Origin of the sequence: Klebsiella sp. X13, assembly GCF_003323835.1 — a bacterium.
In the GTDB taxonomy this organism is placed as follows: Bacteria; Pseudomonadota; Gammaproteobacteria; order Enterobacterales; family Enterobacteriaceae; genus Klebsiella; species Klebsiella ornithinolytica.
In genome coordinates, this window is record NZ_CP030874.1 from 4,027,969 (window position 1) to 4,047,823 (window position 19,855).

Annotated in this window: 16 protein-coding genes and 1 pseudogene; 7 read left to right on the top strand and 10 right to left on the bottom strand. The window is 55.1% G+C overall.

The features are described 5' to 3' along the window. Window positions 1–31: 31 nt before the first annotated feature. The 3 genes from DSD31_RS19140 to DSD31_RS19150 are packed head-to-tail and all read right to left on the bottom strand — an operon-like array spanning window position 32 to window position 3,515. Window positions 32–1,054: an ABC transporter permease gene (locus DSD31_RS19140; protein WP_172418225.1), complete on the bottom strand. Its 1,023-nt coding sequence runs from the start codon at window positions 1,052–1,054 to the stop codon at window positions 32–34. A 19-nt stretch (window positions 1,055–1,073) separates the two neighbouring features. After that, on the bottom strand, window positions 1,074–2,558 hold the full coding sequence (locus DSD31_RS19145; protein WP_069476166.1) for a sugar ABC transporter ATP-binding protein: 1,485 nt from the start codon (window positions 2,556–2,558) through the stop codon (window positions 1,074–1,076). A gap of 33 nt (window positions 2,559–2,591) precedes the next feature. After that, a complete protein-coding gene (locus DSD31_RS19150; RefSeq protein ID WP_004858977.1) occupies window positions 2,592–3,515 on the bottom strand; it encodes a sugar ABC transporter substrate-binding protein in 924 nt (307 codons plus the stop codon). Window positions 3,516–4,215: 700 nt separating this feature from the next. On the opposite strand from DSD31_RS19150, the gene DSD31_RS19155 reads away from it, so the two are divergent. Beyond that, on the top strand, window positions 4,216–4,746 hold the full coding sequence (locus DSD31_RS19155; RefSeq protein WP_113991257.1) for a phospholipase D family nuclease: 531 nt from the start codon (window positions 4,216–4,218) through the stop codon (window positions 4,744–4,746). A gap of 72 nt (window positions 4,747–4,818) precedes the next feature. On the opposite strand, the gene DSD31_RS19160 is transcribed toward DSD31_RS19155, so the two are convergent. From DSD31_RS19160 to DSD31_RS19170, 3 genes are all read right to left on the bottom strand, one after another. Then, entirely contained in the window at window positions 4,819–5,232 is a 414-nt protein-coding gene (locus DSD31_RS19160) for a hypothetical protein (protein WP_004858972.1), read from the bottom strand. 62 nt (window positions 5,233–5,294) lie between these two features. Further along, window positions 5,295–6,254 (bottom strand): LysR substrate-binding domain-containing protein, encoded by a 960-nt coding sequence (locus DSD31_RS19165; RefSeq protein WP_004858969.1) that lies wholly within the window; start codon window positions 6,252–6,254, stop codon window positions 5,295–5,297. A gap of 156 nt (window positions 6,255–6,410) precedes the next feature. Then, on the bottom strand, window positions 6,411–6,905 hold the full coding sequence (locus DSD31_RS19170) for a DUF1097 domain-containing protein (RefSeq protein WP_065905935.1): 495 nt from the start codon (window positions 6,903–6,905) through the stop codon (window positions 6,411–6,413). A gap of 257 nt (window positions 6,906–7,162) precedes the next feature. On the opposite strand from DSD31_RS19170, the gene DSD31_RS19175 reads away from it, so the two are divergent. The 6 genes from DSD31_RS19175 to DSD31_RS19200 all read left to right on the top strand — a co-directional run bounded on the left by DSD31_RS19175 (window position 7,163) and on the right by DSD31_RS19200 (window position 14,087). Continuing rightward, complete coding sequence (locus DSD31_RS19175) at window positions 7,163–7,768, top strand: ankyrin repeat domain-containing protein (RefSeq protein ID WP_004858963.1); 606 nt, start codon at window positions 7,163–7,165, stop codon at window positions 7,766–7,768. Window positions 7,769–7,807: 39 nt separating this feature from the next. Then, window positions 7,808–8,671, top strand: coding sequence for an oxamate carbamoyltransferase subunit AllH family protein (locus DSD31_RS19180; RefSeq protein ID WP_104896191.1), 864 nt, complete (start codon window positions 7,808–7,810; stop codon window positions 8,669–8,671). Then, on the top strand, window positions 8,661–10,208 hold the full coding sequence (gene fdrA, locus DSD31_RS19185; RefSeq protein WP_113991258.1) for an acyl-CoA synthetase FdrA: 1,548 nt from the start codon (window positions 8,661–8,663) through the stop codon (window positions 10,206–10,208). Before DSD31_RS19180 ends, fdrA begins: the two co-directional genes overlap by 11 nt. Then, window positions 10,208–11,626 (top strand): YlbE family protein, encoded by a 1,419-nt coding sequence (locus DSD31_RS19190; RefSeq protein WP_069476170.1) that lies wholly within the window; start codon window positions 10,208–10,210, stop codon window positions 11,624–11,626. The genes fdrA and DSD31_RS19190 overlap by 1 nt, the downstream gene beginning before the upstream one ends. Before the next feature lie 91 nt (window positions 11,627–11,717). Continuing rightward, window positions 11,718–12,668, top strand: coding sequence for a carbamate kinase family protein (locus tag DSD31_RS19195; RefSeq protein WP_015584985.1), 951 nt, complete (start codon window positions 11,718–11,720; stop codon window positions 12,666–12,668). A 30-nt stretch (window positions 12,669–12,698) separates the two neighbouring features. Next, window positions 12,699–14,087: an amidohydrolase family protein gene (locus DSD31_RS19200; protein ID WP_004858946.1), complete on the top strand. Its 1,389-nt coding sequence runs from the start codon at window positions 12,699–12,701 to the stop codon at window positions 14,085–14,087. 173 nt (window positions 14,088–14,260) lie between these two features. Here the strand turns inward: DSD31_RS19200 and lysS are convergent, their stop codons facing one another. From lysS to cadA, 4 genes and pseudogenes are all read right to left on the bottom strand, one after another. Then, on the bottom strand, window positions 14,261–15,778 hold the full coding sequence (gene lysS / locus DSD31_RS19205) for a lysine--tRNA ligase (protein WP_004858943.1): 1,518 nt from the start codon (window positions 15,776–15,778) through the stop codon (window positions 14,261–14,263). Between the two features lie 9 nt (window positions 15,779–15,787). After that, window positions 15,788–15,877, bottom strand: a pseudogene (locus DSD31_RS26650) (hypothetical protein); the annotation flags it as partial. 292 nt (window positions 15,878–16,169) lie between these two features. After that, window positions 16,170–17,645, bottom strand: a complete 1,476-nt coding sequence (gene dtpD / locus DSD31_RS19210; RefSeq protein ID WP_004858940.1) for a dipeptide permease DtpD — start codon at window positions 17,643–17,645, stop codon at window positions 16,170–16,172. 57 nt (window positions 17,646–17,702) lie between these two features. Beyond that, window positions 17,703–19,850, bottom strand: a complete 2,148-nt coding sequence (gene cadA / locus DSD31_RS19215) for a lysine decarboxylase CadA (protein ID WP_004858936.1) — start codon at window positions 19,848–19,850, stop codon at window positions 17,703–17,705. Window positions 19,851–19,855 lie beyond the last annotated feature (5 nt).

The window sequence follows — 19,855 nt, forward strand, 5'->3', positions numbered from 1 at the left end:
GATATCACCTCAGGGCTCTCTCTGCATTCGCTTAGTGCTTCTTACGGTTACGGCGCATGTCTATCGTCACCGCCGCAACAATAATAATCCCTTTGATAATATCCTGAACGTAAGCGTCGACGCCGACGAAGGTGAAGCCGCTTTTGATTAAGCCGAGAATCATCGCCCCAATCAGGGTGCCGGTGATGCGGCCGACGCCGCCCATCAGGCTGCTGCCGCCGATAACGGCCGCGGCGATAGCGTCCAGTTCGTAGGACATCCCCATACTGGACTGCCCGCTGCTGACGCGCGCCGCCAGCACAACCCCGGCCAGCCCCGACAGCGCGCCGGCGATGGTGTAGACGATAACCAGATACTTATTCACATTGATGCCGGATACTTTTGCCGAGGTCATGTTGCCGCCGATGGCGTAAACATATTTACCGTAGCGGGTGTGTTTCAGCGCGATGTGAAACAGAGCGGCAATCACGAAGAAAATAATCACCGGCATCGCCCCCTGACCAATCGACGTAAAGCTATCGGACAAGAAACTGATGGGATTTCCCTGGGTGTAATATTGCGCCAGACCGCGGGCAGAGACCATCATCCCGAGAGTGGCGATAAACGGCGGAATCCCGGTACGGGTGACCAAAAAGCCGTTGGTTAATCCGCAGATCAGCCCGACGCCAATCCCGGCGCAAATGGGAATGACCGCCGGTAGGTTAACCAGTGACGGGAACATCGGCGACAGGCTATCCGAGGTTTGTGCCAGGCTTGCCGCCACCACGGCAGCAAGGGCAATGACCGAGCCGGAGGAGAGGTCAATCCCGGTAGTGATAATGACCTGCGTGACGCCGACGGCGATAATCCCGATAATGGCGACCTGCAGGACAATCAACACCAGGCGGTTGGTGTTCATCAGGAAAGACTGGTCGCGGACAAACCAGCCGGCAATTTCAAAGGTCAGGGCGATGACCACCATAACAATAAAGATACCGGTATCTTTCGGTAATTTATGCCGTAAATTACCAAGGAAAGAGGATCGCGCATTTGCAGCTGTTGCGGTCAGTTTCATATTGCTCATTCTCTACACCTCAGTGGGATGCCAACGACAAAATGGTTTCCTGATCGGCCTCGTCTTTGTCGAGGATGCCGGTAATACGTCCTTCGTGCATGACCATAACGCGATCGCTCATGCCCAGAATTTCCGGCAGTTCAGAAGAGACCATAATCACCGCAACGCCGCGGTTCGCCAGTTCGCTAATCAGGTGATAAATTTCAGCTTTCGCCCCCACGTCAATCCCGCGGGTTGGCTCATCAAGAATTAATATTTTGGGCTGCGCTAAAAGCCAGCGGGCAATTAAGACCTTTTGCTGATTACCGCCGCTCAGGTTATTAATAATCTGATCCATGGTCGGGGTTTTAATATTCAGACGACGGATCTGTTCCATGCAGTCTTGCGCCATCTTCATATGTTTGACAAACCCGCTCTTGCCGATATATTCCGGCATATTGACGATACTCATGTTTTCCATCACCGAGAGCACGAGGAACAGTCCGGACTTTTTGCGGTCTTCGGTCAGCAGCGCCATCCCTTTTTCGATGGCCACGGAAGGCGAGTCGATGATCACCGGCTGGCCGTCAATCAACACTTCGCCACTGTCAAAGCGCTCCATCCCGAACAGGCTCTCCATCACTTCACTGCGCCCGGCGCCAACCAGACCCGCAACGCCGAGAATTTCGCCACGGCGGACGCTGAAATTCACCCCCTCAAAATAGCCTTTGCGCGACAGATTGCGGACCGTCAGCACCTCTTCGCCAATGGTATTATTGAATTTCGGGAACAGCTGAGTTAATTCGCGGCCCACCATCTGGGTAATAAGCGACTGACGGGTAAATTCGCCCGTCTGCCGGCTGCCCACCCAGGTCCCGTCGCGAAAGACGCTAATTTCATCGGTAATCGCGAAAATCTCATCCATCTTGTGGCTGATATAAATAATGGCTTTACCCTGTTCGCGTAAATCGCGAATGATGGTGAACAGGTGGGCCACTTCACTTTCCGTCAGCGCCGAGGTGGGTTCATCCATAATGACAATATCCGCGTTCCACGATACCGCTTTGGCTATTTCCACCATTTGCTGGGCGGCAATGCTGAGCTCGCCCACCAGCCGGTCGGCGGATAAACGGATATTCAGTTTATTGAGCAGTGTCTGCGTCTGGCGGGCCAACTGTCGATGGTCGACAAAGCCGTATTTCATCGGCTCGCGCCCCAGCCAGATATTTTCTGCCACCGTCATATGCGGCACCAGATTCAGCTCCTGGTGGATCATGGAGATCCCCGCGCGCAGCGCATCCATCGTATCCTGGAACTGCACCGGTTCGCCCTTCACCCGGATCGCGCCCTTATCGGGACGGTAAATCCCGATAAGGCACTTCATTAACGTCGACTTTCCCGCACCATTCTCCCCCATCAGGGCGTGCACCGTCCCCGGGCGCACGCGTAATGAGACATTATCGAGCGCCTTCACGCCAGGAAAGAACTTACTGATACCTTCGGCTTCAAGTGCAAAAGCGTTCATACCTCCCCCTCCGTACCGCTGAGCCAGAAATGATTATTTTTGATTACGGCTGACAAATTCAGACATATTCTCTTTGGTAATCAGCTGGTAAGGGACATCGATGACTTTTTCGACTTTTTCCCCGTTCGCCAGTTTGACGGCTGCATCCACCGCCCCTTCCCCCTGGCCTTTAGCATCCTGGAAAATGGTGGCGATCATCTTGCCGTTTTTCAGCATCTGCAGTGCGTCAGGGGTCCCATCGACGCCGGCAATCAGAATGTGCTTCGGATTGCTCCCCAGCGCCTGCAGCGCGCCAATCGCCATTTCATCGTTATTGGAGGCGATCGCCTGAATATCTTCCCCACTGGTCATCCAGTTACTCACCACATCTACGGCATCGTTACGCATGAATTTCGCCGTCTGCTTCTGAACGATCTTGATATCCGGGTATTTCGCAACCACCTCTTCTACGCCTTTGGTACGATCGCGAGTTGATTCGTTCGCCAGGTCGCCCAGCAGAATCGCCACGTTGCCTTTGCCGTTCATCGCCTTCGCCAGCGCTTCCATCTGCAGACGGCCGGCCAGCACCGAATCCGAACCGACGTAGGCCATTTTGTCGGTCAGCGTAATCTGCGGACGGCGGTTAACGAAGACCAGCGGAATGCCGGCTTTGGTCGCCTGATCGATAATCGGCTTCACGGCGTTGGTATCGACCGGGTTGACGATGATGGCATCGACGCCCTGACCAATAAAGTTCTGCACCTGCTGCAGCTGCTGCGCGACATCACCCTTGGCATCCTCTACCTGCGACTTCACCCCCTCTTTTTGCATCTCTTTTTGCATGGCGGTACGCAGGATAGTCAGGAAGTTATCGTCGAAAAGCGCCATGGAAACGCCGACGGAGAGATCTTTTGCCATCACCGCAGCGGGCAACATACAGACTAACAAAGAGGCAACAATCGTTTTCTTGATGTTCATAGTTGTTCCTTGGGGTTCAGTGATATGCCAGTTCATTGAGATGAAATGAAAGATTCATTTCGTAAATGCGTGTTGCTGATACCTGCCGGATCGCCAGCCAGAAGTTTCACTTCTGAGCGCGCTGTTTTTACACATGTTTATCAGAACCACCTAATTCAGTGGTTTTTTAGTGAATTATTAAAACAGCAGTTCATAAAACATACGATTTATCACCCGGAAAATTTCAGACGTTTTATTTCATTAACAACACATATGAAACTTTTATAATTAAATAACTGAAATGAAAATTTTAAAACTGCCTGATAACAGAACTTTGACAGATATCTAACATTGCGGCATAAACGCGCAAAAAATGAGAGGCGCCCAGCAGTTTGCAGACAAGTCACAGGCCCGCCGCTGGCAATCCGCCAGAGAAGATTTTCCGCCTAAAGAAGAGGGGGATTTGAAACGTCAGCGATCCTTTCAGGAGGGCCGTTACAAATTGATCCGATTTTCACTCCCGTCATGATGAGAGGAAAAGAGCGCCCGCTTTGTCATCCGCTGCCGGTATCAGGCTAACGGTTTCAACATGTTAGCGTGATGACCACGCTCACCTGGCTCGCACACGCCGCCGTGTACCGCCCGGCAGGTCTATTCCCATGACCATCGCAGGGGCATAGACTGCTCACATCTTTCATTGTGCCCCGCAAGGCAACCCGATATGTCGCGTCTCTTTTCGCTGAAATTCGCCCTTCCGGCGCTCGCACTTTCCCTCTCTTCGCAGGTTGCGGCGGCGCCCGATATAGAGGTAGGTTTTTCCCCCGAAGGCTCTGCCCGCCAACTGGTATTAGAGACCATTAATCAGGCGCAAACCTCGCTCAAGATGATTGCCTACTCTTTTCAGGCGCCTGATATTGCGCGGGCGCTTGTCGCCGCCCATGACCGCGGCGTCAAGGTGCAAATCGTGGTCGATAAAAGACGCAACGCGGTGGAAGCCAGCCAAAAGATAATGAAGTATGTTGCGGAGCACGGGGTGGCATTACGTATTGATGGCCACTATCACATCCAACACGATAAGACGATTATTGCCGATGGGGCGACGGTTGAAACCGGGTCATTTAACTATGCTCCGTCCGCCGAAACAAAAAATAGTGAAAACGTCGTGGTGATACGTCATCAGAAAGCCGTGGCCTGCCAGTATATCGCCCACTGGCAGTCGAGATGGGAGCTGGGTGTCCCTTATGCGGGGTAAATACGCGTAAAAAACGCCGTCTTCACCCGGCCCGCGGCGCAGCGTGAAGACGGCGGTTGCATACTGGAAAAGTCAGTCCGTGACTTTCAAAGCCAGCTCATAGGCACTGGTTTTTCCTTCATCGCGCGCGCCGCCCATCTGATACACGCGGACGGTATATTTTCCGTTGGTTTCGAGGCGCTGCTCAAAAGCACCTTCTGTCATCGAGCCATTAAAAATGGTTTCGTTCGCGGGGTTGATCACGTTGAAATAAGGATGGGGCCATTTGCTCTTCATGGTGACGTGCATTAGCTGACCAGCTTTCGCCACCAGCGTGTAATCTTTCACATCGGCGCCGCTCAGGGCATTTTTAATGGTGGTTCCGCTGGTACCTTTATCGAAATGAACCGGGATTGTATTTATCTTATAACCCGCCATGACAGATAATGGTGCGAATAAACAACCAGCGCAGATCAAGCTACCAACAATTAACTTTAAATTTTTCATTTAATTAACACCTTATGTTTTTATATCTGGTGTTATAACACATAAGGTATTCCAGAAAAATTTCAGGAAATAGATTGAAACGATTTCATCGTCGTCTCGCGGTGAAGTAAATCGCTATAGATAGCAGTTAATATCCCACCGGGGCGAAACTCTTTCTTTATCCACTGCGTCACCTGCCCACTGGCCGCATGCTGGGTCGCCAGCAGCATTCCTGAATCCTGGCGCGGGTTATGAATCTGGCGGGTAATCAGCCGGTTTTCCGCCATGGCCTCACGAACCATATAATCCGGCAGAAAACCAATGCCTTCACCGAGGATCTGGCACTGGCATTTGGTATTAAAGTCCGGCACCAGAATCGCCTCCTGCCCGTGCAGTAACCAACCCACTTTCTTATTAATGGTGCTGGCGGTGTCCTCCACCATAATATTGGGGTAAAGCCGTAGCTGGCTTTCCGCTATGGGTTCCGGCATAAACGCCAGCGGATGATCCGGGGCAATGGCGAAGACCCAACGAATGGCACCAATTTCAGTGTAGTCAATGCCGCCGCCGTCGAGCAGCGTATCCGGCGCGCCAATCGCGATATTAGCCTGCTGATTAATTATCGCATCCCAGACGCCGTTATACACCTCCGTGGTAACGGTAATCTGGCAGGTTGGAAACTGTTTTTTGAGCACCTGCAACAGACGCGCCGTGTGCCGCGGCGTATAAAGCAGCTGGTTGATGCAGATACGGACCCGGGCCTCAATCCCCTGGGCTATGGTATCTATGCTGCGCTTGATGGCATGGAAATCATTGAGCAAATCCGTGGCCTTACGGAAAAGATAGTAGCCGGACTCGGTCAGCTCGATGCTACGGGTATTACGGGTAAACAGCACCACGTCCAGCCCCGTCTCCATGCGCTTGATGGTGTAGCTGATGGCTGATGTCGTCAGCCCCAGCTCATCTGCGGCTTTGCTGAAACTGCCAAAGCGCGCCGCCGTGGTAAACGCCAGCAGATTTTCTTCAGTAAAAATTGAGTTCATTGGCCCGCTCCTGCTTTCGTCAACCGCTCATTAGCCCCACTCTGCAATCGACTCTATTTCCTGTCCCTGCCATCGGGCAATCATTTTTGAATATCTTTTAACACCATGCGAATTGTCGGCCCGCGTGGGCCGCGAAATTCTCCGCGGCGTCATGGTTCAGCGCGAGCTTTTTGAGGTTGCCTCGCTCAGTTTACGACCGGTATATTCGGAAATCAGCCCCACGCCGTTGCCGGCCAAAAAACCCAGCAGCGTCACCGGCCAGTTCATCCCGGAGGCGAAAAACAGCGTCATGCCAAGAAAGCCGCCGGGAATAAACGCGGTGAGGGAAAAGCGCCCCTGCCAGACAATCACCGCGGAGAACGGCACCGTGGTGATAACGCTGGCCCAGAAGGATGACATCCCGGTGGCGGCAGTCAGCCCACCCGCGGCCATCGCCGCCAGAAATGCCCACGCGGCGCCGGTGTAGTTGACAAAAAGACTCTTCACAAACCCCTCTTTACCGCCGCCTGCCGCATAAAAACTGCAAAAGGCGACAAAGCCGATCGTGCCAAGCAATCCCCAGCGCGGATCAAGCCCAACCTGCGAGGAGATCAGCTGCCAGATCCCGGCACAAATGCCGACAGTAATCCCCGTTGCGGTGAGTCCGTTCATCTCTTCCCCCTCGTGATAGTGGTCGTGGAAATTGGTTTCGTTCGGGAACTATATAGAAATAATCCCCTCTTGAATTACGGGAAATCGCATGCAAGAAACAAACATTGCACTGCCGCACAGTCTGCATCCATTGTTAAAAAATATTCAACAATGAGTGGGGTTATCGCGAATAAAATTTAAGCGGGTTCTTTTATCTATTTTTGGTTGCTATGCTCAGGTCATCAAAAAGTCTCAGCCGCCACCACAGGAGTAAGATGATGACCACGGAAAATATTATTGCTGAATATCTTTTGGCTGCGGAGCAAGGCAATGTCGAACAATTAAAAACCTGTTTAGCCCGTGGCGTCGATATTAATGCCAGCAATCGCCAGGGGCGAACCGCTATTACTCTGGCCAGCCTGAATAAACATTATGCCTGCGTGTCTGTGCTCATTGCCGCTGGTGTCGATATTGATAAGCAGGACCAGACCTGTTTTAACCCGTTCTTACTGAGCTGCCTGAATAATGACGTCGAGCTGCTGCATTTAATTCTGCCAGCGAAACCTGACCTTACGCGTTTAAGCCGTTTCGGCGGCGTCGGTCTGACGCCGGCCTGCGAAAAGGGTCATCTTGAGATCGTAAAAATTCTGTTGACCGAAACCGATATTAACGTCAACCACACTAACTTTGTCGGCTGGACGCCGCTGCTGGAAGCGATTGTTTTAAACGATGGCGGCGCAACGCAGCAGGAGATCGTTAAGCTGCTGCTGGACCACGGCGCCAATCCCCATATGACCGATAAATATGGCAAAACGCCGCTGGAACTGGCGTGGGATAAGGGCTTTGCTGAAATCGCCCACCTGCTGGTTGCCGCCGGCGCCTGAGGAAGGAGAACGGCCATCGACACCTCCTTACGGCGGTGTGTGCAAGCGCTAACTGCGGATGAGAGCTTTCTCACTCAACGCGGCGGCGGACGGGTCGAGCAGGTCTTCTCGCGTGCGGTCAACCTGCAGATTCCCGACAAGCCAGGGCTCCTGACGCTGCTGTGCGCCGCATATGACAATGCGCCCAACAGCTGTAGGTTAGCACTCACCTACTTTGACAACCTGTTCCGGCCAGGGGAAAGCGTCCGGTTCACCGATTCAGGAATGTATATTGGCAATGATAAATGGATAGACCTCCAGCGCTGTGAGCGCTGGCAAATGCCAACGGCCGTATTAAGCGCGGCAGCATTGACCCGGATAGCCTGGCGACGCTGGCAAAACATTATCATTGAGCAACTGCATGAGGACGATACCTTATTTCTTTATCGCGGCGACAACCCGTTTTATAAAGCGATGGGGCGCGAATTACAGCATCGCCGGAAAACATTATTTAACGCCCTTCGGCAAAATAAAAATATCAGTGCCGCCATCGCTAATATGCTCGGACTAGGTATTGGCCTGACGCCATCGGCGGATGATTACCTGGTAGGCCTTAGCGTTATTTTATTTATTAAAGGACATCCGGCTAATCAATACCGGGATGAATTTTTAGCGGCGCTGCAGTGTGCCAGACATAACACCACGCCGCTCAGCGCGATTACGCTGGAGGCAGCTATTAATCAGCGCTATCGCGCAAGTATCGCCGGGTTGATTAACCTCATGATTAATCAACCGACAATCTTTTCTATTGCGGCAATTGCCGATATTAAAAATATTGGCTCAAGTTCCGGCAGCGACATGCTATTGGGCATGGCGGATGCCTGCGCGCTGAGCCAAACGTATGGAGGGAATTATGTCAGTTAAAATAGTCGTGAAGAAGAATACCTATTTTGATTCCGTCTCATTAATGTCGATATCCACCCGCGCCAATAAGATCGACGGCGTAGAGCAGGCATTTGTAGCGATGGCGACCGAAATGAACAAAGGAGTCCTGAAGAATCTGGGACTGCTGACGCCGGAGCTGGAAGCAGCGAAAAACGGCGACCTGATGATCGTCATTAATGGCCAGGACGGCGCCGATAACGAGCAAATTCTCTCCGGGATCGAAGCGCTATTTAGCCAAAAAGCGCAAAGCGGCCAGCACGAAGCGCGCTATGCCACCCTCGCCAGCGCTAAAAAACATCTTCCGGACAGCAATATGGCGGTTATCTCAGTCAACGGACTGTTCGCCGCCCGCGAAGCACGACAGGCGTTACAAAACGGTCTCAACGTGATGTTGTTTTCCGATAACGTCTCTCTCGAGGACGAACGCGCGCTGAAACAACTGGCCCATGAGAAAGGTTTGCTGCTGATGGGGCCAGACTGCGGGACCGCCATCATTAACGGCACCGGTCTGTGCTTCGCAAATGCGGTACGCCGCGGCAACATCGGTATTATCGGCGCCTCTGGCACCGGTAGCCAGGAGCTGAGCGTGCGTATTCACGCGTTCGGCGGCGGCATATCACAACTTATCGGCACCGGCGGTCGCGACCTGAGTGAAAAAATCGGCGGCATGATGATGCTCGATGCCATTCAGATGCTGGAAGCTGATCCGCAAACGGAAATTATCGCCCTCGTCTCCAAGCCGCCCGCCCCGACCGTGGCGAAAAAAGTGCTGGAGCGCGCACGCGCCTGCCGTAAACCGGTTGTCGTGTGCTTCCTTGGCCGCGCCGAACCACCGGCCGATGAGCAAGGTCTGCAGTTTGCCCGCGGCACCAGAGAAGCGGCGCTGAAGGCGGTACTGCTGAGCGGCGTTAAGCAACAAAATCTCGATTTGCCCCCGCTGGACCCGGCATTGATTGCTGAAATTAGTGCACAGCTCACGCCGCAGCAGAAATACATTCGCGGCCTGTTCTGCGGCGGCACGCTGTGCGACGAAACCATGTTCGCCGTCCTGGAAAAACAGGCCGAAGTTTACAGTAACATTCAGCCGGATCCGGCTTATCGCCTGAGCGATATCAACCACAGCATCAAGCACACCTTCCTCGATTTCGGCGATGACGACTTCACCAATGGTAAACCGCACCCGATGATCGACCCAACCAACCGCATCAGCCGACTGCTGCAGGAAGCGCGCGATCCAGAAGTTGCGGCGATCGTGATGGACTTCGTGCTGGGCTTTGGGTCGCATGAAGATCCGGTCGGGTCGACGATCGAGGCGATCAAAGAGGCAAAAGCCATTGCCGCCGCCGATGGCCGTCGGCTGACGATCCTCGCTTACGTTTTAGGCACCGATATCGATACGCCATCGCGGGAACAACAGCGCCTGATGCTTAGCGAGGCGGGCGTCATTCTGGCCAACAGCAGTACCGAGACCGGCCTGCTGGCGCGTGAACTTATCTGCAAAGGGGAGAACGCCTGATGAATCAGTCACTATTCAGCCAGCCGCTGAACGTTATTAATGTCGGGATCGCGATGTTCAGCGATGATCTGAAAAAGCAGCATACGGCGGTGACCCAGCTCGACTGGACGCCGCCAGGCCAGGGCAATATGCGGGTGGTCAATGCCCTCGACGCGCTTGCCGACTCCGCGCTGGCGGATAAAATCGCCGCCGCCAACCAGCAGGCGCTGGAACGCATTATCCAGTCGCATCCGGTGCTGACGGGCTTCGACCAGGCCATCAACGTGGTGCCTGGGATGACGGCAAAAACCATTCTCCACGCCGGGCCGCCGGTAACGTGGGAAAAGATGTGCGGAGCGATGAAAGGTGCGGTCACCGGCGCGCTGGTATTTGAAGGGCTGGCAAACAATCTGGCTGATGCCGCCGAACTGGCCGCTTCAGGTGAAATCACCTTCTCGCCATGTCACGAACATGACTGCGTCGGGTCTATGGCCGGCGTCACCTCCGCCTCCATGTTTATGCATATTGTCGAGAACAAAACCTACGGCAACATCGCTTATACCAACATGAGCGAGCAGATGGCGAAGATCCTGCGCATGGGGGCTAACGACCAGAGCGTTATCAACCGTCTGAACTGGATGCGTGACGTCCAGGGGCCGATGCTGCGCGACGCCATGAAGGTGATTGGCGAAATCGATCTGCGCCTGATGCTGGCGCAGGCCCTGCATATGGGCGATGAGTGCCACAACCGCAACAATGCCGGTACCACGCTACTGATCCAGGCGCTGACGCCGGGCATTATTCAGGCCGGCTATCCGGTCGAACAGCAGCGCGAAGTCTTTGAATTCGTCGCCAGCAGCGACTATTTCTCCGGCCCGACGTGGATGGCGATGTGTAAAGCCGCGATGGATGCCGCCCACGGCATTGAGTACAGCACCATCGTTACCACCATGGCGCGTAACGGCGTCGAGTTCGGCCTGCGAGTCAGCGGGTTGCCGGGAGAGTGGTTCACCGGCCCGGCGCAGCAGGTGATCGGCCCGATGTTTGCCGGTTATAAGCCGGAGGATTCCGGTCTCGATATCGGCGATAGCGCGATTACCGAAACCTACGGCATTGGCGGTTTCGCTATGGCAACGGCACCGGCCATCGTCGCACTGGTTGGCGGAACGGTGGACGAGGCCATCGATTTCTCCCGCCAGATGCGTGAAATCACCCTCGGTGAAAACCCCAACGTCACTATCCCGCTGCTCGGGTTTATGGGTGTGCCGACCGCTATCGATATTACCCGCGTCGGCAGCAGCGGTATTCTGCCGGTGATCAATACCGCCATCGCCCACAAAGATGCGGGCATCGGTATGATCGGCGCCGGCATCGTCCACCCGCCATTTGCCTGTTTTGAAAAAGCCATTTTGCGCTGGGTCGAACGTTACGGCGCTTAAAAACATCCCCGGCCCGGGGCGAAAGCGCCCTGGCCGGGCGATAAATCTGATAACAACAACGCCATTACCTTCTGTACCGGGAACCTACACGATGAAAGAACTTGTGGTCGTTGCCATTGGCGGCAACAGTATCATCAAAGATAACGCCAGCCAGTCAATTGAACATCAGGCTGAAGCGGTCAAGGCCGTGGCGGATACGGTGCTGGCCATGCTGGCGTCGGACTACCATCTTGTCCTGACCCACGGCAACGGGCCGCAGGTCGGACTGGATTTACGCCGCGCTGAAATCGCTCATGAGTGCGAAGGTCTGCCGCTGACGCCGCTGGCCAACTGCGTTGCCGACACCCAGGGTGGAATCGGCTACCTGATTCAGCAGGCGCTCAATAATCGCCTGGCCCACCGCGGCGAACAAAAAGCGGTGACCGTCGTCACCCAGGTCGAAGTCGATAAAAATGACCCCGGCTTTACCCACCCGACGAAACCGATTGGCGCTTTTTTTAGCGAAGCCCAGCGCGATGATCTCCGGCAGACGCATCCGGACTGGCACTTCGTCGAAGATGCCGGGCGTGGCTATCGGCGGGTGGTCGCCTCGCCGGAACCCAAACGCATCGTGGAAGCCGAAGCCATTAAAGCGCTGACCCGACAAGGGTTCGTGGTGATCGGCGCCGGCGGCGGCGGCATCCCTGTAGTCCGCTGCGCGCAGGGAGATTATCAGAGCGTTGATGCGGTGATTGATAAGGATCTCTCAACCGCGCTACTGGCACGGGAGATTCACGCCGATATCCTGGCCATCACCACCGGCGTTGAAAAAGTGTGCATTCACTTTGGGCAGCCCCGGCAGCAGGCGCTGGGGACGGTCAATATCAGCGATATGACCCGCTATATGCAGGAAGGCCACTTTCCGGCCGGCAGCATGTTGCCCAAAATCGTCGCCAGCCTCGCGTTTTTAAAGCATGGCGGCAAGCGGGTGATTATCACCACGCCGGAGTGTTTACCCGCTGCGCTGCGCGGAGAGACCGGTACCCATCTTGTGCACGACTGAGCAAATGAAAAGAAAGAAAAAGGAAGATTCATGAATAAAGACAATAGCCGTCGCGAATTTCTCAGCCAGAGCGGAAAAATGGTCACCGCCGCCGCCCTGTTTGCCGCCGCCGCACCCGTCGTTTACGCCGATGAGCGCTCGATATCCGCGACGACCTGCGACAACCAAAAGGTTATCAGCCCCGACGACACCCACTACTATCTCGATAATGTCCTGCTGGAAAGCGGCTTTGAGTATGAAAATGACGTAGTAGTACACACTCGTACCGAACGGCAAACCCTCGAGATTGCCGACGGCAAAATTATCGCGCTCCACAACCATCGCAGCCACCCTGATGCCTCCCTGCCCCGCTATGATGCCGGCGGTAAGCTGATGCTCCCGGCGATGCGCGATATGCATATCCATCTGGATAAAACCTTTTACGGCGGCCCGTGGCGTTCACTCAACCGCCCGGCGGGCACCACGATTCAGGACATGATTAAGCTTGAGCAGAAGCTGTTGCCTGAGCTCCAGCCGTACACCCGCCAGCACGCGGAAAAACTGATCGACCTGCTCCAGTCAAAAGGGTCAACGATAGCCCGCAGCCACTGCAATATCGAACCCACCTCCGGGTTGAAAAACCTCGAAGATCTGCAGGCAGTCCTCGCGCACCGCCAGCCGGGTTTCGCCTGCGAGATTGTCGCTTTTCCGCAGCACGGACTCCTGCTGTCAAAGTCAGAACCGCTGGTACGTGAAGCCATGCAGGCCGGCGCACACTACGTCGGTGGCCTCGATCCGACCAACGTTGATGGAGCGATGGAGAAATCCCTCGATACCATGTTCCAGATAGCGCTGGATTATAACAAAGGGGTCGATATCCACCTCCACGAAACCAGCCCGGCGGGCGTCGCAGCGATAAACTATATGGTGGAGACCGTAGAGAAAACCCCGGCGCTAAAAGGCAAGCTGACTATCAGCCACGCTTTTGCGCTGGCGACATTGAACGAACAGCAGGTTGAGGCCATTGCCAGCCGCATGGCGGCCCAGCACATCACCATCGCCTCCACCGTGCCGATCGGTACCCTGCACATGCCGCTGCAGCAGCTGCGGGATAAAGGGGTATTTGTAATGACCGGCACCGACAGCGTGATTGACCATTGGTCGCCATACGGCCTGGGCGACATGCTGGAAAAAGCCAATCTCTACGCCCAGCTCTATATTCGCCCCAACGAACAGACCCTTTCGCGTTCGCTGGCAATTGCCACCGGCAACGTACTGCCGCTCAACGATCAAGGCCAGCGCGTCTGGCCGAAAGAGCAGGATGAGGCCAGCTTTGTGCTGGTCGATGCCTCCTGCTCCGCCGAAGCGGTGGCACGCATTTCACCGCGTACCGCGACCTTCCACAAGGGCAAGATGGTTTGGGGCAGCGTCGGCGCCTGAACATGACCGCATAAAAAGCCCCGGCAAACCGGTGCTTTCGCCCGGCGGCGCTACGCTTACCCAGGCCTCGAGGCTGAATGCGGTCGACAGGCCGGGCAAGGCGCAGCCGCCACCTGGCCAATAAACGCAAAACCCCGGCACCGGGCCGGGGTTTTATTTTTCACATCTCGCGGTTATTTCTGCGGACGCATCGCCGGGAACAAGATCACGTCGCGGATGGTGTGGCTGTTGGTAAACAGCATCACCATCCGGTCAATCCCGATGCCCAGACCGGCGGTCGGCGGCAGACCATACTCCAGCGCGGTGACGTAGTCTTCGTCGTAGAACATCGCTTCATCATCCCCGGCGGCTTTCGCATTCACCTGGTCCTGGAAGCGCTGCGCCTGGTCTTCCGCGTCGTTGAGCTCGCTGAAGCCGTTACCGATTTCGCGGCCGCCGATAAAGAACTCAAAGCGGTCGGTAATTTCCGGATTCACGTCATTACGGCGCGCCAGCGGAGAGACTTCCGCCGGGTATTCGGTGATAAAGGTCGGCTGAATCAGGTGCGCTTCCGCCACTTCATCAAAGATTTCCGTGACGATACGACCCAGGCCCCAGCTCTTCTCAACGTGAATACCGATGGACTCCGCAAGGGCTTTCGCCGCGTCGAAGTTATCGAGATCCGCCATCTCGGTTTCCGGACGGTATTTCTTGATAGCCTCACGCATGGTCAGCTTTTCAAACGGTTTGCCGAAGTCGAAGATCTGGTCGCCGTATGGAACTTCTGTTTTACCCAGCACGGTCTGCGCCAGGGTGCGGAACAGGGATTCGGTCAGTTCGATCAGATCTTTGTAATCCGCGTACGCCATATAGAGTTCCATCATGGTGAACTCTGGGTTGTGACGCACGGAGATGCCTTCGTTACGGAAGTTACGGTTGATTTCGAATACGCGTTCGAAGCCGCCCACAACCAGACGCTTCAGATACAGTTCCGGCGCGATACGCAGGTACATGTCCATATCCAGCGCGTTGTGATGGGTGATGAACGGACGGGCAGACGCGCCGCCGGGGATCACCTGCATCATCGGGGTTTCGACTTCCATAAAACCGCGGCCTACCATGAACTGGCGCATCGTCGCGAGGATCTGCGAACGGACTTTAAACGTGCGGCGGGATTCGTCGTTGGCGATCAGATCCAGATAGCGCTGACGGTAACGGACTTCCTGATCCTGCAGGCCGTGAAATTTGTCCGGCAGCGGGCGCAGGGCTTTGGTCAGCAGACGCAGCTCAGTACAGTGGATAGACAGCTCGCCGGTTTGGGTTTTAAACAGCTTACCGCGGGCGGCAATAATGTCGCCAAGGTCCCACTTTTTGAACTGTTCGTTATAGACGCCTTCCGGCAGATCGTCGCGCGCAACGTACAGCTGAATACGCCCGCCGACGTCCTGCAGAGTGACGAAAGAGGCTTTCCCCATGATGCGACGGGTCATCATACGACCAGCAACGGAGACTTCAACGTTCAAGGAGGTGAGTGCTTCGTTATCCTTGTCATCGAATTCAGTGTGCAACTGGTCAGAAGTATGGTCACGACGAAAATCATTCGGGAACGGGATACCCTGCTCACGAAGCTGAGCCAGCTTTTCACGACGGGTTTTCAGTTCATTATTAAGGTCAATTGCCTCATCGGCACTTTGTGCTTGTTGTTCAGACATGTTGGTTCCTCATAACCCTGCTTTCAAACTTGCTTCGATAAATTGCGCCAGGCCACTATCCAGCGCGGCCTGGTCAGTGCGGGTCTCTACACCAGTGCGCGGCCGATCGTTGACGTTATCGCCAAAGACCGAACGATAGAATCATAAATAACCTGGCCTTACTTAAGGCTGATATCACTCAGCAATAGCAAAACTAAAGTTTTTTTCATCGATGGATTGCCATCTATCCAGAACATCCTCCTCCTAACAGTCAAACGATGCAAGGCGCTGTTTTCGCACCTGCGTCGGCCATGTATTGATCCTTTCGCTTGGCGACATATCCCGGCGGCGCGCAGCGCCTGAGCGGGCGACGAGCCCGTAGCGCCTGGGTTTTGCCGCCCGGAAACCATGGCTACGCGCCCCCTCCGGGAAGTTCACCGGTCGCGGCGCGGCGCTTGCCGACGCTGCAGGCGGCAGCGAAGGCCAGGATGACAATCACCGTTACGCAGCCCAGCGTCCACTCCCCCATCTGGGAGAAGAAATGCTGATACGCGGCGATAGCCGTTTCGCTAATCTGTGATTCGGTGGTCTGCTGCGCGACGATACCCGCCAGCCAGTTGGCCACCGCGCCGGTCGCCAGCATATAAATTCCGGTCAGTACCCCGGTCACGCCCGGCATATTCAGGCGCGTGATCTGCGCCATCGCCACCGGGTCGATAAACAGCTCGGCGAAGCCCATCAGCGCCAGTCCGCCGACCATCAGCCCCATTGAGGCCTGGCCATCGACGGCGCCATGACGTGCGTTCAGGGCCAGCACAATAAAACCGCAGCCCATCAGCACCAGGCCAAAAGCAAATTTCAGCCACACGCGAAGCACCGATCGCGTGCTGCCTTCCGGGCGCATCAGCCAGGCCAGCGCCACGCCTGCCGCCATCACGGCAACGGCATTCACCGACTGGAAGAGAGCCGTCGGCACCTCAATGGTGAACAGTCGGCGATTAACAAAGCGATCGATAAACAGGCTGATAGAGCTACCGCCCTGCTGCGCCAGAACCCAGAACAGCGTGCCGGTCAGCATCAGCAGTACGATTTGCCACAGCGCGCGACGGTGCTGCGGAGAGTTCACCATAATGCGCGCCACCATTTGGGCGGCGAAGACGCAGACAATAGCCAGCAGATAGCCCGACCAGTTATTTTCCAGCAGCAGCGTGAAGAACACCGGCGCCACGCAGAGCATGACCACCAGCCAGCCCCAGGTCGGCAGCACAAATTTCACCGCGCACAGCGCCTGCCTGTCGACGCCGCGGGTGTGGCTGAAGTGACGATGGCCGCTGAGGAAAATCAGCAGGCCGATAAACATGCCGATCCCCGCCAGCGCAAAACCGATATGCCAGCCATACCACTGCGCCGCCAGCCCGCAGGCGATAGGTGCCGCGATGGAGCCGACGTTGCCGGCGGCGTACAGCAGCGAGAAACCGCCGTCGCGGCGATGGTCATCAACGGCGTAAAGCTCGCCCAGCAGGCAGCTGATGTTGGATTTGAACAGGCCGTAGCCGCAGATAATGATCGCCAGCGCGAGGTACAGACTCCAGGTTGCATCAGATTCAACGCCCAGCACGACGTGGCCGAGCGTCATCAACAGCGCGCCGGCAATGACCGCCGTGCGATTGCCGAGCAGGCGGTCGGCAAGCCAGCCGCCGAGAATGGGGGTAACGTAAACCAGGGAAGCGTAAGCGCTGAACAGACTGATGGCGTGGCTGTCATCAAAGCCAAGCTGATGGGTGAGGTAGAGGATAAGTAAGGCACGCATGCCGTAAAAGCTGAAATATTCCCAGATTTGGATCGCTACGATGTAATAGATCGCGCGCGGTTGTGAGGGTGTTTTCATGAGGTCTCCTGCAGCGTGAAAAAGGGAAGTGGCACGCCACTTCCCCTGGAGCTTCAATTACTTGTTGTTTTCTTCTTTCAGCACTTTAACGGTGTAGCGACCATCCGCCTGACGATATGCGCCGTGGATATCGGTTTCGAAGCCCGGGTAGTGGGCGCCGATTTCGCACAGCATCTGCAGGAACTCCAGCACCGGACGGCTCTCTTCGGTGATCATTTCACCCGGCATCACCAGCGGAACTCCCGGAGGATACGGCAGGATCATGTTGGCGTTGACACGGCCCACCATCTCTTCGAGATAGACCTCTTCCGTCTGACCGTGCAGCTCTTTCTGGAACGCAGCGTACGGCGTGATCATCATGGTCGGCAGCACTTCGAAAGCGCGGAACATCAGATCCGGCAGGTTGTGATGCGCAATCAGTTTGTGAATATTCTGCGCCAGTTCCTGAACTCGCATGTTTTCATAGAACTCCGGATCTTCACGATACAGAGACGGCAGCATGTTTTTCACGCGCAGGTTCAGGTCGAAGGCACGTTTAAAGTCGGTCAGCGCGCGCAGCAGGCTCAGCGCTTTGGTTTTGTCGATACCGATGCTGAACAGGAACAGCAGGTTGTACGGACCGGTTTTCTCTACCACGATGCCGTGTTCGTCGAGATATTTCGCCACGATGCTTGCCGGAATACCGAACTCATCCATGGTGCCGTCTTTCTTCATCCCCGGAGTCAGCAGCGTGACTTTGATCGGGTCGAGGTACATGTGTTCGTTATCGATGTTTTTGAAACCGTGCCATGCGCTATCAGAACGCAGCGGCCAGCATTCCGGGCCATCGATATGTTCCGGCTGCCAGACGTCGAAGAACCAGCCTTCGGATTCGCCTTTCAGACGTTTGATCTCTTTACGGAACTTGATAGAACGTTCGATAGAGCCATCGATCAGACGCTTACCGGCATTACCTTTCATCATCGCCGCGGCCGTTTCCGTCGAGGCAACCACGCCGTAGTGCGGAGAGGTGGTAGTGTGCATCATGTAGGCTTCGTTAAAGGTCTCTTCGTTAACATCGCCTTTAACGTGAATCATCGAAGCCTGAGAGAACGCCGCCAGCAGTTTGTGCGTGGACTGGGTTTCATAGATCACTTTCCCTTCCACACGGCCACCGCTCATCCCGCATTTACCGGCATAGATTGGCGAGAAGTTGGTGTAAGGCACCCACGCGGAGTCAAAGTGGATAGATTTCACATCCAGCGTTTTCTTGATGAAGTCGGTGTTATACAGCAGACCATCGTAGGTGGAGTTGGTGATAACCGCGTGCACCGGCCAGGTGGCGTTCGGCGTCTCTTTGACGCGTTTGGCGATAGTGGCGTGCTGGAATTCGCTCTGCGGAATACCGCCGAGGATGCCGTAGGCGTTACGGGTCGGACGGAAGTAAATCGGCGTAATATCGCTCATCATCATCAGGTGAGTCAGCGATTTGTGACAGTTACGGTCAATCAGTACGGTGCTGCCAGCAGGCGCAGAGTACATACCGACGATTTTGTTCGCCGTTGAGGTGCCGTTGGTCACCATGTAGCTGCGTTCGGCGTTAAAGACACGCGCAATATACTCTTCAGCTTCTTTATGCGGGCCGCTGTGGTCCAGCAGGGAACCCAGTTCAGAAACGGAAATCGAGATATCGGATTTCATGGTATTTGAACCAAAGAAATCATAGAAGATGCTGCCTACCGGGCTTTTCTGGAAGGCGGTACCGCCCATATGGCCTGGAGTACAGAAGGTGTATTTACCTTCACGCACATATTTGAACAGCGCTTTGGTCAGCGGCGGCAGAATGGTATCGATGTATTCATCGGTATTCTGTTTGATTTTATCGGCAATGTCGTCGGCCGCACCCAGTGCATATTCGAAGAAGCGCACCTGCATACGCAGATCGTTCAGGCTAACGTCCAGCGTCGAGTAGGTGTTGGCGAAAGCGTACAGCGGCATATATTCGTTCAGCTTGCTGATCTCTTCGCACAGTTCAAGATTGTATTTATCCCAGTCGAAGATCACGCCGCACAGACGGGCATTGTTTTCGATCAGTTTCAGTAAATCTTCGCGGTCGTTCGGATAGACAATACGGAAGTCCAGGCGTTCAAGGGCGCGATGCAGTTCACGGATAGGCTCTTCTTTAAAGTAGACGCCCATGTGATTCATGATTGCGATAACGTTCATAGTCG

Excerpts from the sequence above, each read along its gene's own strand:
- DSD31_RS19195 (WP_015584985.1), top strand. The coding sequence starts at position 11,718 with ATGAAAGAACTTGTGGTCGTTGCCATTGGCGGCAACAGTATCATCAAA.
- DSD31_RS19155 (WP_113991257.1), top strand. The coding sequence starts at position 4,216 with ATGTCGCGTCTCTTTTCGCTGAAATTCGCCCTTCCGGCGCTCGCACTT.
- DSD31_RS19150 (WP_004858977.1), bottom strand. The coding sequence starts at position 3,515 with ATGAACATCAAGAAAACGATTGTTGCCTCTTTGTTAGTCTGTATGTTG.
- DSD31_RS19160 (WP_004858972.1), bottom strand. The coding sequence starts at position 5,232 with ATGAAAAATTTAAAGTTAATTGTTGGTAGCTTGATCTGCGCTGGTTGT.
- dtpD (WP_004858940.1), bottom strand. The coding sequence starts at position 17,645 with ATGAAAACACCCTCACAACCGCGCGCGATCTATTACATCGTAGCGATC.
- lysS (WP_004858943.1), bottom strand. The coding sequence starts at position 15,778 with ATGTCTGAACAACAAGCACAAAGTGCCGATGAGGCAATTGACCTTAAT.
- fdrA (WP_113991258.1), top strand. The coding sequence starts at position 8,661 with ATGTCAGTTAAAATAGTCGTGAAGAAGAATACCTATTTTGATTCCGTC.
- DSD31_RS19170 (WP_065905935.1), bottom strand. The coding sequence starts at position 6,905 with ATGAACGGACTCACCGCAACGGGGATTACTGTCGGCATTTGTGCCGGG.
- cadA (WP_004858936.1), bottom strand. The coding sequence starts at position 19,850 with ATGAACGTTATCGCAATCATGAATCACATGGGCGTCTACTTTAAAGAA.
- DSD31_RS19165 (WP_004858969.1), bottom strand. The coding sequence starts at position 6,254 with ATGAACTCAATTTTTACTGAAGAAAATCTGCTGGCGTTTACCACGGCG.
- DSD31_RS19190 (WP_069476170.1), top strand. The coding sequence starts at position 10,208 with ATGAATCAGTCACTATTCAGCCAGCCGCTGAACGTTATTAATGTCGGG.
- DSD31_RS19175 (WP_004858963.1), top strand. The coding sequence starts at position 7,163 with ATGACCACGGAAAATATTATTGCTGAATATCTTTTGGCTGCGGAGCAA.
- DSD31_RS19200 (WP_004858946.1), top strand. The coding sequence starts at position 12,699 with ATGAATAAAGACAATAGCCGTCGCGAATTTCTCAGCCAGAGCGGAAAA.
- DSD31_RS19140 (WP_172418225.1), bottom strand. The coding sequence starts at position 1,054 with ATGAAACTGACCGCAACAGCTGCAAATGCGCGATCCTCTTTCCTTGGT.
- DSD31_RS19145 (WP_069476166.1), bottom strand. The coding sequence starts at position 2,558 with ATGAACGCTTTTGCACTTGAAGCCGAAGGTATCAGTAAGTTCTTTCCT.